At 64.3% G+C, this 11,366-nt stretch carries 14 protein-coding genes; 2 read left to right on the forward strand and 12 right to left on the reverse strand.

Annotated elements, in window-relative coordinates:
• Positions 1–16: 16 nt before the first annotated feature.
• From TW83_RS09050 to TW83_RS09090, 9 genes are all read right to left on the reverse strand, one after another.
• Entirely contained in the window at positions 17–418 is a 402-nt protein-coding gene (locus TW83_RS09050) for a phage tail terminator-like protein (RefSeq protein WP_045982445.1), read from the reverse strand.
• Positions 415–867 carry a hypothetical protein gene (locus TW83_RS21105; RefSeq protein WP_045982446.1) on the reverse strand — a complete coding sequence of 151 codons (453 nt, stop codon included), beginning with the start codon at positions 865–867 and terminating at the stop codon, positions 415–417. The genes TW83_RS09050 and TW83_RS21105 overlap by 4 nt, the downstream gene beginning before the upstream one ends.
• A 289-nt stretch (positions 868–1,156) precedes the next feature.
• Positions 1,157–2,233: a phage minor head protein gene (locus TW83_RS09060; RefSeq protein ID WP_045982447.1), complete on the reverse strand. Its 1,077-nt coding sequence runs from the start codon at positions 2,231–2,233 to the stop codon at positions 1,157–1,159.
• A gap of 1 nt (position 2,234) precedes the next feature.
• The gene (locus tag TW83_RS09065; protein WP_157001468.1) at positions 2,235–2,585 is read right to left on the reverse strand and encodes a hypothetical protein; all 351 of its coding nucleotides are present in this window, start codon (positions 2,583–2,585) and stop codon (positions 2,235–2,237) included.
• Positions 2,578–2,988: a hypothetical protein gene (locus TW83_RS09070; RefSeq protein WP_157001470.1), complete on the reverse strand. Its 411-nt coding sequence runs from the start codon at positions 2,986–2,988 to the stop codon at positions 2,578–2,580. Before TW83_RS09070 ends, TW83_RS09065 begins: the two co-directional genes overlap by 8 nt.
• Before the next feature lie 34 nt (positions 2,989–3,022).
• Entirely contained in the window at positions 3,023–3,439 is a 417-nt protein-coding gene (locus TW83_RS09075) for a hypothetical protein (RefSeq protein WP_045982450.1), read from the reverse strand.
• A gap of 58 nt (positions 3,440–3,497) precedes the next feature.
• Positions 3,498–4,031 (reverse strand): hypothetical protein, encoded by a 534-nt coding sequence (locus TW83_RS09080; RefSeq protein WP_045982451.1) that lies wholly within the window; start codon positions 4,029–4,031, stop codon positions 3,498–3,500.
• 54 nt (positions 4,032–4,085) lie between these two features.
• Positions 4,086–5,090: a hypothetical protein gene (locus TW83_RS09085; RefSeq protein WP_157001472.1), complete on the reverse strand. Its 1,005-nt coding sequence runs from the start codon at positions 5,088–5,090 to the stop codon at positions 4,086–4,088.
• A 92-nt stretch (positions 5,091–5,182) separates the two neighbouring features.
• Positions 5,183–5,962, reverse strand: coding sequence for a hypothetical protein (locus TW83_RS09090; protein WP_045982453.1), 780 nt, complete (start codon positions 5,960–5,962; stop codon positions 5,183–5,185).
• Positions 5,963–6,093: 131 nt separating this feature from the next.
• Here TW83_RS09090 and TW83_RS09095 point away from each other — a divergent pair, with 131 nt between their 5' ends.
• Entirely contained in the window at positions 6,094–6,657 is a 564-nt protein-coding gene (locus TW83_RS09095) for a hypothetical protein (RefSeq protein ID WP_045982454.1), read from the forward strand.
• Positions 6,658–6,696: 39 nt separating this feature from the next.
• Here the strand turns inward: TW83_RS09095 and TW83_RS09100 are convergent, their stop codons facing one another.
• The 3 genes from TW83_RS09100 to TW83_RS09110 are packed head-to-tail and all read right to left on the reverse strand — an operon-like array spanning position 6,697 to position 9,898.
• Positions 6,697–8,034: a DUF4055 domain-containing protein gene (locus tag TW83_RS09100; protein WP_045982455.1), complete on the reverse strand. Its 1,338-nt coding sequence runs from the start codon at positions 8,032–8,034 to the stop codon at positions 6,697–6,699.
• Between the two features lie 3 nt (positions 8,035–8,037).
• Positions 8,038–9,501, reverse strand: coding sequence for a phage terminase large subunit (gene terL, locus TW83_RS09105; RefSeq protein WP_052714788.1), 1,464 nt, complete (start codon positions 9,499–9,501; stop codon positions 8,038–8,040).
• A complete protein-coding gene (locus TW83_RS09110; RefSeq protein WP_045982456.1) occupies positions 9,470–9,898 on the reverse strand; it encodes a hypothetical protein in 429 nt (142 codons plus the stop codon). Before TW83_RS09110 ends, terL begins: the two co-directional genes overlap by 32 nt.
• Before the next feature lie 483 nt (positions 9,899–10,381).
• Here TW83_RS09110 and TW83_RS09115 point away from each other — a divergent pair.
• Positions 10,382–11,366: hypothetical protein (locus TW83_RS09115; RefSeq protein WP_045982457.1), on the forward strand; the 985-nt coding region annotated here is incomplete at its 3' end.

Raw genomic sequence — 11,366 nt, forward strand, 5'->3', positions numbered from 1 at the left:
GGCCCGTGACGGGCTGTCAGGCGGCGAGGAACGGGATCACGACAGGGACGCGCCAATAGACCCCGTCGCTCATGCCCTCGCGCGTGTGCGGGGGCTGGGTGATCGTGATCATCTGGGTGCCTGCCGCGAAGCGCGCGCCCGCGGGGAACAGCGCTGCGATGGCATCGGCATGACGGTTGGCCGGGCGGGACGTGGAGCCCTTGGCGACCACCACCGTCGCGATCAGCCGGCCGACCATCTCCGGCGCCGTGGCGGCCAGCGTCTGATCAGAGGTCGCGGCCTTCACCAGATCGCAGGAGACATAGGGCAGGTTGCCCGGCGCCTTCGGGTCGAAGTCCTCGTTGGGCCATGCCTTGGGCAAGGCGGTGAACTCTGCCAGGCGCTCCCGCAGCGCGGCCTCGATCGCTTCGACGCTCATTTCAGCCTCTCGACGTTGCGGGCGACGATCTGCTCCCACTGGGCGGCGGCGCCGTCGACCCAGTGCTTGCCTTCCTGGTTGAAGGTGCGGCCGAGGCTGTCCTCGCCCACGAACCCCTCGTGCTGGCGCATGGCGTGCGCGGCGGTCCATCCGATGCTGGCGATGTCGCCGGGCTGCATCTGGGTGACCAGCATGGCGATGTTGGCCGATGAGCTGGCCCCGCTCGTATCTGCCGCATCGCTGGCCTGTCCGATCTGCGAGCCGTTGAGCTCGGTCACCACGCTGTTGATCAGGTGGCCGTCATCGACCGGCATCCGGCCCCCATTGGCGACCGGGGTCTGCGCGATGTCCATGACGTCCTGGATGCTCTCCGAAAGGACCGCCTGCATCTGGGCCTTGGTCTTGTCGGCGAAGGCCGCGATCGAGGCGGCGAAGGATCGGTCTGCCATCTGATACCCCAATAAAAAAGGCCGCCCTGAGGCGGCCAGCGTCACTCGACCCAAGCCCAACTTCGTCGGGTCTTGATGGCGGAGACCTGTTGCGGTGAAATCTCGAACTCGGAAGCGATCGCTTTGCTGGACTCTCCAGTCGCCAAGCGTTTTCTGATGTCACGCACGGAGTGCTCATCAAGCTTCGCCGTGTTCACGTCTCCGCCCCGGCGGCCCGTGCGTGCGTCCATTGAGACATTCCGATCTGGCTGTTGACTTAAACAACCATAGAGGGAGAACGCATCGTCACCTAATCATTTAGAAGGTCCGACTTGATCCGGTAGACCGCCAGGCAGCGGCACTGGATGACGTTGGCCGCCAGCCCTTTCGGATTGCCGGGGCTGTGCTGCAGGTCGCCGGGGTATTGCATGAACACTCCCGGGGCAGGGTTGAAGAACTCGCCAATCCTGATCGTCTCGTCGTGCAGGTGGCGGTGGCTGTCACGCACCCGCCCGTCGAGAGTCGCCTGCCAGCGGATGCGCACCTGATCCTGTCGGACGGTGCCGCTCTCGACCAGCTGCAGGAAGCCCTCATGCCGCCCGGCGCGCAGGCCGTTCAGCGCCTCGGTCCGCCCGATGGTGTCGCCCCGATCCTTCAGGAGCTTGTTGCGCAGCTGCTTGCGGCTGATGGCGATGTCCGCGTCGCTCACAGCCCCCCCGGCGCGGTAGGCGCGCAGGATGCGCTGCTTCGTCGCCTCGTTGACGCTCTCCAGCGTCACGAAGGGGGGCTTGCCGTCGCGCGGAACAGTGACCAGGTCGCGGACACCCTCCGGTGTGGTCATGCCGTCCAGCACCTTGCGGAACACGCCCTGGCGGCGGCCGTCGAGGCCGATGAACCCGCCCTCGCGCTTGCCGGTGGCCGGATCGACGCGGCCTACGATGGCGCGGGCGGTGTCGCGCGGGTGCTGCCCCGCCTCGGCCGCCTCCCGGATGACGATGCGGGCCTGCTCCTTCTGCTCCTCGATCACCTCGGTGATGAGGCGCGACGAATGATCCCTGATCCATTGCTCGGCGCGGTCGTGCCGCCCGTTGAAGCTGAACACGAAGCTGCTGCCGTCGTAGGGGTCGCGGATGCGCGTCTGCGCGAGGGCCATTGGGCCGCCCACCATGTAGGAACCACGCTGCGCCTCGTAGAGCGGGCTGAAGAAGCCTTGCTCCAGCCGCAGCGCCTCGATGGCGCCCTCGATGTCGCCCTCGCGGATCATGTCCTCGACCTGCTTGAGGCGAATGGCGCTGGTGATCTGGTCGATGGCGGCAATGAAGGCGTCGCGGATCGCGGGCTCCAGCTTGTCCAGAGCGTCCTGAATGTCAGCCGGCAGTCGTGCCATGTCAGGCCCTCAGGATCAGGTCGTAGTACAGCGCGATGCCGCCCGGAGCGAACGGCTCGCAGCGGATGATCGCATAGCTGGTGGTGCCGATGCGCAGGTGGTCGGCAGGCGTGGGCGTAGTGCCTGCGGCTGCCATCATCTCGCGCCGATCAGACGCGCGGATGGAGGTGCCGTTCACCAGACCCAGTGCCAGCGTGTCGCCCAGCAACTTGACCGGGATCAGCTGGTCGGGGCCGGGCTGGCGGTCGTGATCGGGGCCGATCCAGGTATGGCGCACCAAGGTGGCGCCGTAGCCCACGTCACCAAGCGCGCCAGCCACCTCGGCTGCGATGGCCTGCCAGTCCTCAGCCATCAGCGCCACGCTTTCTGGCGATCAGGTCTGCCGCGTCCCCGAGCCGTGCCTTGGCCCACGCGATCTCATCGTCGGTGTCGGCGATGGCCCAGCTGGAGATCCTGCCGTCCTGCTTTGCCACCACGATCAGCGCTGCGTCGTCATCGGAAGCGATCCGGGCGAGACGACGGCGGGCGAACTCCAACGACCCATTGCCCTGCACATCGGTGAAGGTGTCGACCTCCTCATGGGGAGTGCGGCGATCCTGAGACCTGTCCAGCCAGCCGGAGTCGAGCGCCTCATGGTTAGCATCGCAGGCTGCGCATTGCGCTGTTCCATCCGACAGCAGGGTGAAGGTCGAACAGCCGCACTCGCAGACCCATGTCATCGGCTGCGGCTGTTGCAGTTGAACGATATCAGCCATGTGATCCCCCAAACTGTGAGAAGAACCGAGCCGATCAGGCCCTCATGAGAAACGACACACCACCCATGGCGGACCGCACCAGACCGGCCAGAAGCCCGTCGATGATCGCCGAGCGCGGCATGTAGGCATCGGGCCCGGACGCACCTCTGACCCGCTCCCAAGTCAGCCTTCCCGCGCCGACCAGCACCTTGTCGGTGGCCGGCGTCGAGACGGGTGACAGTGCGCCGGGCGTGCGGGCCTCGATGACCGCAGCCTCAATGATGGCGTGCTTGACCGCCTCCGGGACCACGTCGTCCTCCCACTGCGAGAGCCACCGGCTGTTGAAGCGCGCGGCGATGTAGCGCTGGCCACGGATCAGGTCTGCCGGGCCCGGCTGCGGGGTGACGCCGGCCGCGCTGGTGTAGTCGGTGGCCTCGGCTTGGGTGACGGCCGGGACGGTGTAGCTGAGCATCTGCCTGCCTCCGCTGTGCTTTGGATGGGGGCCGGACTGGCCAGCCCCGCACCGAAGATCAGCCCTGCTTGTCCGCGATGCGTGCGATCATCGTCGCGCGGCCCGCGGCGTGGTGGGGCTTCTCGCCCAACACGCCCTGGTAGCGCGCGCGAAGATCCTCGTCGGACAGGGTGTCGAGGTCGTCGCCAACCGGCTGGTCGCCGATGATGGCCTGTGCGCCCTCGGTGATGGCCTCGCCCGCCTCGTCCGCGCTGTTCGCAGGCTTGCCGGTACCGACGTTGGTGTTGCTGGCCTTGATGCCGGTGCCGCCGGTGGCCGCGACCTCGGCGTTCGGCGCGAAGTGGCCCTCGCTATCCGCCAGCAGGCGGGCGGTGCCCTCGGGATCGGGGCGCACTGGCTCGACCTTGTCCGCGGCCTCGGCCGACTTACGGGCCTCGGCAGTCGCCTGATCGGCCATCTTGCCGAACGCGTCGGCCAGCCGGTCCATTGCGGTGCCGCTGGCCTGGGCGCGCGACTGCAGGATCATTGCCCGGCTCTCGTCGCGACGCGCGATGGCCTCGGCAAGCAGAGGGTCGTTGTCATGGGTGTCCATGATGCTTCTCCGTGTTTCTGAAATGGGAAGACGTAGGGGCCGAGGCCCCTGCCCTCAACCGTTGGTCACAACGGCGACCATGCGGACCAGCTTTGGATCATAGACCCGTGTCCAGTTCGCGCCGCCGCCCAGCTCGGTGTCGTTGACGCCCGATGCCGAGGCCGGGGTGCCGCTGAACGACACGCCACGGGGGTGCATGACCCAGTGCCGGCGGTACCAGACCGTCTCGACGCCTTCGCCGTTGCCGGCCGAGGCGTCGCTCTGGACCTCTACGGGCTTCTTCGGACCACCCTCGCCGGTGGCTTCGGCATAGCCGATGGCCCCGTTGCCGAAGAGGTAGGTGGTGTACTTGAAGCCGCTGGTGTCGCCGGGCTCGCGGGGGCACTGGTCCGAAACGTAGACAATCTTGCCGTCCCAGGTGTCGAACTCCAGGCCGGTGGCCGGGTCCTTGAACCGCTCGATCGCCCGGGCGGCCCGCAGGTTGAAGAACACCCGCGAGTGCATCAGGGCGGCCGACAGGGTGGTGCCATACTCGCCCAGCAGAGCATAGGCGTTCGAAGCGATCTCGGCATCGAAGCGGACCGGGGTGACGGCGCCGTCCTCGGAGGCCACGTCCAGCACGTTGCCGGCCATGCCGGGCGAGGTGAACACACCGCGCATCTGCAGGCCCATGATGCGCTGCTCCTCGCGCACCCAGTACTCGGCGATCAGTTGCGCCACGGCGTCCAGCGGATCCTCCGCCAGCATCGAAGCGACCAGGTTGGCCGACTGCCAGCCGTTGTTGCGGCGGATCTTGCGAGCCATGTCCTGGCCCTGGGTCAGCTTGTTCGGAATGGCGTTCTGGGCCGGATCGTCCGTCGAGACGTTCGAGTTGCCGGTCAGATCGTTCCAGAACGGCATCTGCACCAGGTCGCCGGGACTGTTGGCGAAGCGCTGCAGTTCAGCATCGGTCGAGACGATGGGCGAGTTGCGGATGCGGGAAAGTTGCGCGATGCGATGGATGGTCGTCGGCAGGAACAAGGGGCCGTAGATCACATCCGAGAGTCTCGTAGTTGCCATGACAGGCTCCTATTTCGGGTTGCAAAAGTGGGGTCGGCTAGGCTGCCCCACTGGGCGCAGGCCTCGAAATCAGCGCCACTGGCGCAGGGGTCTTACCAGTAGGGCGTCACGCCCACGGCCTCGGCCATCTGGCGGGCCCTGAGGTCGTTCTGGACGATCAGCTCCTGCTGCTTCGTCCGGTTCGGGTTCTTGGGGTCGAAGGGGTTCTCGGTGAACCGCTTTGCCTCTCCGCCCTTGGCATCGCCGCCGGTGGCCTTGGCAACGAAATGCTTGCCCTCATCACCGACCCAGTTGGCGACGAACTTGGTCAGTGGCATGCGATCATCGATGCCGTCGTCTGCGAGAACCTGAAACTCATCGTTCTCTTCGATCAACTTGACCGCTCCGCGCTCCTTCAGCAGCGCCTTGGCCGCCGGCAGGAACTCCTTCGACACGCCAGAATCGATCAGGGCCTTGGTCAGGCCGTCATCGACCAGAGACTTGCGGAGGGTGCCGTCCAGCTTGCTGATCCGGGCGTCACGCTTCTCCAGCTCAATCCTGTGCTTCTTCTCCAGCTCAGCTTTCTGGCGGTCCAGGCGCTCGTCGATCTTCGGCGGCTCCTTGCCCTCGGCCGCACCCTTCAAGCGCTCGTACTCGTCGACATCGAAGTCGTCGGGGAGTCCGTCCAGCCGCCCCTCCACCGCCGTCAGCTTTTCGCTGAGTGTGCGCTTTTCGCCGCGCACCCGGTCCAGCGCCGACTTCAGAGCGGCGGCTCCGGGGTGGGCTTCGATCCCCTCGACGGCGAGGACGTACTTGCCGTCCTTCTCCTCGTAGAGGTCACGGTACTGCTCCTCGACACTGTCGAGGCTGTCGATGATTGCTTTCAGGGCCACTGGCCGTCTCCTGTGGTTGAGCCGGGCACTGCCGGCATGAAAAAGCCCGCCGCGGTAAACCGGGCGAGCTAAATACAAGTGTTGTCTAGGTTGCATCTGCGATGCAGCCTGCTCGCAAATGGAGTGACCCCATGAGACCCTTGATTGTTGCTGCTGCCTTCGGAGCCATGCCTGCGGCTGCGGCGGAACTCATCAGCGAGTACACCCGGAACCATGTCGACCGTGACTGCGAAGTAATAGCCAGCTCTCCAGATAATGAGGGCTTCTGGGTCGATATTCGCTGCCCCGGTGTTGCAGGCTACACCTACATTATCCGCGACAGCGATGGTCGTCAGTCGGTCACATATGGATCTTCCGAGCAGTCAAGCATGCCCACCTTCGGCGCATTCAACTATGCGCACCCGACTGTCGAATGGCGGATGGGTACGTTGAACGGCGAAGTTGTGCCAGTTGCAGCTATCCAACGGTTCTCGCTCTCCGACGGCGACGGCGAATGGACCACCCAGATCCTCGTCGTGTCGAAAGTTGCTCAACCAGACGGCGAGGGTTGCATCGTCGGCTACGTGTCCGCAAATGAAGGCGGAAGCGCTAATGAGCGTGCCAGGGTCGTGTCAGACCGAGCCGCGGCATTCCGGTGTGGTGTCGACGAACCGTCTGTCGAGGACAAAATCAGACAGCATGTTCCTCCCGCGTGAACGAAGGTCGATGCCTGTTGGAGGCGAAGCGCAAAACGATCACACTGACAGGTCAGGAGGATCCATGCGCGTCATCTCCTCTTCGAAACTCCGCTCCGCGCTGGCCAACTCTCCTCGCTGTAAGTTCTCATACAGCGTCTGGTAGCTTATAGCGCCAGCCTGCCAGATCCGGACCAGCGCCTCCGCCTGCTCAGGCGTCATGCCCGCATCCACGAAGGACAGGTTCGGCTTCACCACAACCTGATTGGGGTCCGCGCCGATCATCACCGCGATGTGCCGCAGGGCCTTCTCCAGTCCCTGGGCGCTGGTCAGGGCGACCGATGTCAGCGTGGCAGTCTGCGCCGCGTAGCGGATGCGCAGCGCGTCACCGCTCTCCGCTGACCGCTTCTCACTGTCGAAGAGGCGCGCCCCGGCCAAGGCGGCATTGTCGCGCTCGTCAAGGATCGCTTGTCTGTGAGCCGTGATGCCGGTACCGGACGGCCCGACATACTTGGCGTCCGGTGCATGATCGTCCTTGCTGGCAATCAGGCTGATGACCACGCCAGCGCCAACCGCCGGGGGTGCGTCGCCGTTGATGATGACCAGCGTCTCCTGACCCGTCATGTAGAGCTGGTGCCGATAGTCTGCGTCCAGCCGGTACATGGCCAGCGCGGCGCGGGCGACACCGATCAGCGGCGGCTCCTGCGGGGATACGGACAGATCCTGCGGGCCCATGACCACCAGCGGAATGGCCGTGAGGGCCGCCCCGCCGCGCGCGGTCGGTTGCACAGTCTCGCCACCCTGCTCCTTGCCATCGTACTTCTCGACGGAGTAGCGGCCTTCATCGAGCCGCAGCACCCGGTATGCCTTATGCTGCTTCCACGAGAAGCCATCCCGGGACAGCCCACTCTCGTCCAGCACGAAGAAGTCGCGTGCGGGAGACCAATTGATCAGCGCCTCGGTGGTGTAGCCCGCCAACCATGGCAGGTCCGAGCCTTCTGACGCAGCATCGGCTAGCAACCCATACCGCCCGGTCAGCAGCAGCTCGGCCGTAATCCGGCGGTGCAGGGCCTCCAAGGGCAGACCATCGGCAGTGGCGCGCTCCCACAGCCCCTGCATGGCAGGTGGCATGTCGATCTGCGCCTCGGTGCGGTGGATGACGCCGATCATGCCACGGATCGTCGGCGCCAGGATCTCCGAGAACTGGGCTCGCGTCTGGTAGGCCTCGAACATCTTTACGCCACCGTCCTCCTGGACGCGGAACCCGGAGGGCATCGGCAGGTACCGCTCGCCTGCGGCCTTCACCGCTGTCTCGCCGCGGGCGCAGTCGCGCATGAGAGCCCATTCGTCGACGCGGTCGAGATAGTCCGGGTGCTTGGTGTCGACGGTGCCTGTCATCGCTCAGTACATCCCTACTATCGTCGTCGTTCTGGTCTCGGTCGGCTTCGGTGCCGTCGTCAGCTCGGTGAAGGCGCGGCTGGCCGCGTCGACCTGGTCTTTCCATTTGCCCATCGGGAACACCGCGACCTCATCGAGGAAGGCATCATTCCAAGGCCCCTCCAGCAGAAACACGTTGCCCGCCTCGGCCTGTGCGGCGAGGGGCAGAGCGCGCGTCTCCTTGTCCCCGCTCTCGGGGCTGAAGTGGTAGTCGAAGCCGGTCAGGACGTGGCGCATGATGTGCTGCGCCTGCGCCTTGCCCGCCTGCCCGGGGTCTTGCGGGTAGGAGCCGCGGACGGCCCCATACGCGGCCCGATCCTGCTCGGCAGTCGCCTTCATCAGCCGCTCGACTCCCATGGGCCCCAGTTGCTCCCGTGTCGAATCCACGATGATGAACCGTCCGTCCGGCGCCCGTGCGATCAGCACGCCAGCGGTGGCCGCCGCTTCCTTGTCTTCGGTTGCCGCCAGGTCCCATCCCCGTACGAACCGGCAGCCCACTGGCAATGCCTTGACGGGGGTGAACCAGCTCTTCTTGAACAGACCCCCGCCCCGCGGCACTGGTCGCTGCTGCAGCTGACCGGCGGTCGCGTAGCTGCCAAGGGTCCGCTCCAGTTCCGCGACCTGCGGCTCCGGAAACCGGTCCGGGAACAGCAGCTCGCTCTCGGTGGTGCGCGGATCGGTGAACCCGATCGAGGTCCGGCACCGCCGTTCAGCCTCGAAGCGCATCGGCAGGCAGAGATGCGTGTAGGGCAGAGCCTTCGACAGGATCAGCCCCGAGGTGTCCCGCTCGTGCAGGCGCTGCATGATGACCACGATGGCGGAGCGGTCGTTGTTGATCCGGGTCGGCAGGGTTTCGAGGAACGCCAGTTCGGCGTCAAGAAGCTCGGCCTCGCTGTTCGCGGCATGCGCGCTCAGCGGATCGTCCAGGATCACCCGGTCGCCGCGCGCGCCCGTCATGCTGGTGAAGGCCATCGCTTCACGAAAGCCGGTGGCGGTGTTTTCGAACTTGGTCTTGCGGTTCTCGTCCGCCGTCATGGCAACAGGCCAGCGGTCCTGGAACCACTGGCTCTCGATCAGGCGGCGGCACTTGAGGTTGTCGCGCACCGCGAGGTTCTGCAGGTGGCTGGTGCCGAGGAAGCGATGCTGCGGCAGCCCGGCGGGCCCCCATTCCCACGCGGGCCAAATAACCCCGGTCAGCAACGATTTCATGGTGCCCGGCGGCACGTTCATCAGTAGCCGGGTGATGTCGCCGCGGGTGACGGCTTCCAGATGCTCGCAGATGGCGTCCAGCGCCCAGCCCCACTTGAGCGGGGTGGCAGGCTCCAGAATGTTCCAGGCGCGCTTTGCGAAGGTTGCCAGTGACCGGCGGCATGCCTCGCGCTCCAAGGCGATCAGGTCAATCGCCGGGAAGGTCCTCTTTCTGAGCATCTGCAACCGCCAGCATTTCCGCCAGGGTGGCGTCGGAGAGCTTCGACACGTCGAGCGTCTGGACCGGGCCGCCTGCGGGGCCGCTCAGTTCCACCTTACTAGTCTCGCGCCACCCTGCCTGTGTTTTCAGGAAGAAGATGATCGAGGCCGTATCGCCCTTCCGGCACTTGTCCATCAGCTTGCCGCCGATCTCCTCAATGGCCTTTGCTTTGCCCATGTCGAACCGCGCGCGGATCTCCGGGTCCTCGGCCATGATCTTGGACAGAGTAGACCGCGACATGCCGAACCGGTGGGCGATCTGCTCGATTGTCAGCACCGAGGCCAGCGCTTCAAGCTGCACTTCCTGCTCGTAGGACAACGTCTTGGCGGGCCGACCGCCTTCATTCCGCTCTGACATCCTGGCCTCCATCACCAGTCTCGCCCGTGCCGTCACATGTCGGACAGGTCCGTGCACCCTTGGCGAACCAGAAGCACGGCAGGTCGCGCCGGGACGGGTAGGGCGCAGCTTTCACGGCGCCCTTGCCTTGGCATTTCTTGCAAACGGTCATGGTTGGCCTCGTTGATTTCGGAGGGGGTCCGCGCGGCGAGGGGCCGGGACCACGCCCTCCCCGCCCGGGAGGACCAGGGCGGATGGGGATGATTGGCTTAGGTATGGAAATGAAAAAGCGCCGCAGGGATTTACCCTCGGCGCGTACTTCTGCCTGTGTGTCTTAGCAAGTCTGACCTACGCAGGCAACACCTACTTTGCACAGTCAGCAGCACGCATCGGATGCGATCATGCACTTTGGAAGACGTGCAGACCATAGTTTCTTGAACTCAGATCAAGGTTCAGAGAATAGAACAATTAGTCCAAAGAGTGGCAAGAAAAGGTAGTCTCGGCATGAATATACAGCAGTTGGATGTCCGGCCAGAGACATTCGCTCCTGGGGACATCTACAAGAATGTCCTATTTGGTACTGACGGATGGAAGTTCTTGTGGAACGGCGGGCAGCGGCAGTTTGATCACCTGATGGGCGCTCCGGTGACCTCGGGATCGGTTGAGAACTTCGTCTCTAGCCTGAAGTCACGCCGCACAATCTGCGCTGAGCGGCGCTTACCCTACATGCATATGGTTTTTCCATCGAAGCCGGTGGTGATGACCGAATATCTACCAGAGCCTCTCAGTGGAAAGGTGCATAGTCTGTTTGGGCGACATTATCGCTCGGCTGTCGAACATGCTGGGCTTGGTGATATCTGCCTCTACCCCGAAGAAATGCTTAAGGCGGAGAAGTCTTCCAAACAGATTTTTATGCCCCACGATACGCACATGGCTGCTACTGGTTGTGCCATGTTTTCTGAGCTGATGATCCGGACCCTAGGATGGACGCATGATCCGCAGGCCAATATGGACACCGTCAAAAAGCATTGGCTTGGTGATTTGGCCATAATGGCAGGTACGAACGAGAGCGTTGAAGAAGACTTCCTGCGGCCTAATAGTCGTTGCGCCCAACTCTGGAACAACCGTCCGAGTTTAACAGGCAATACTGGCAATATCATGATCATGCATCATCCACATGCTGCGAGCAGCAAGCGGCTACTAGCTATCGGAGACAGCTTCATGGCTCGTAACTTAGCGTCTCTTTCTACATTCTTTCGCGACATCCTCTACGTACGCAGCCCCGGGTTCCAACCCGACTTGCTTGACTTGTTTGCACCGGACGCGGTGATCACCGGCAATGCCGAACGGTATCTATGCCGGGTTGCTCCAGATACCGAAGCTGAGAGCGTGCTCCTATATAGTTATGGGCTCTCCAATTATTCGCCTGCTCCCGATTTCACCGCAGCGCTTCGAGCGCAACTAGCTTACACCCACATTCCCCAAGTAA

Origin of the sequence: Paracoccus sp. S4493, from assembly GCF_000967735.1 — a bacterium.
Classification (GTDB): Bacteria; Pseudomonadota; Alphaproteobacteria; order Rhodobacterales; family Rhodobacteraceae; genus Paracoccus; species Paracoccus marcusii.

What these genes read in the sequence shown, in the direction of transcription:
- TW83_RS09050 (WP_045982445.1), bottom strand. Translation starts at nt 418, where the DNA reads ATGAGCGTCGAAGCGATCGAGGCCGCGCTGCGGGAGCGCCTGGCAGAG.
- TW83_RS21105 (WP_045982446.1), bottom strand. Translation starts at nt 867, where the DNA reads ATGGCAGACCGATCCTTCGCCGCCTCGATCGCGGCCTTCGCCGACAAG.
- TW83_RS09060 (WP_045982447.1), bottom strand. Translation starts at nt 2,233, where the DNA reads ATGGCACGACTGCCGGCTGACATTCAGGACGCTCTGGACAAGCTGGAG.
- TW83_RS09065 (WP_157001468.1), bottom strand. Translation starts at nt 2,585, where the DNA reads ATGGCTGAGGACTGGCAGGCCATCGCAGCCGAGGTGGCTGGCGCGCTT.
- TW83_RS09070 (WP_157001470.1), bottom strand. Translation starts at nt 2,988, where the DNA reads ATGGCTGATATCGTTCAACTGCAACAGCCGCAGCCGATGACATGGGTC.
- TW83_RS09075 (WP_045982450.1), bottom strand. Translation starts at nt 3,439, where the DNA reads ATGCTCAGCTACACCGTCCCGGCCGTCACCCAAGCCGAGGCCACCGAC.
- TW83_RS09080 (WP_045982451.1), bottom strand. Translation starts at nt 4,031, where the DNA reads ATGGACACCCATGACAACGACCCTCTGCTTGCCGAGGCCATCGCGCGT.
- TW83_RS09085 (WP_157001472.1), bottom strand. Translation starts at nt 5,090, where the DNA reads ATGGCAACTACGAGACTCTCGGATGTGATCTACGGCCCCTTGTTCCTG.
- TW83_RS09095 (WP_045982454.1), top strand. Translation starts at nt 6,094, where the DNA reads ATGAGACCCTTGATTGTTGCTGCTGCCTTCGGAGCCATGCCTGCGGCT.
- TW83_RS09100 (WP_045982455.1), bottom strand. Translation starts at nt 8,034, where the DNA reads ATGACAGGCACCGTCGACACCAAGCACCCGGACTATCTCGACCGCGTC.
- terL (WP_052714788.1), bottom strand. Translation starts at nt 9,501, where the DNA reads ATGCTCAGAAAGAGGACCTTCCCGGCGATTGACCTGATCGCCTTGGAG.
- TW83_RS09110 (WP_045982456.1), bottom strand. Translation starts at nt 9,898, where the DNA reads ATGTCAGAGCGGAATGAAGGCGGTCGGCCCGCCAAGACGTTGTCCTAC.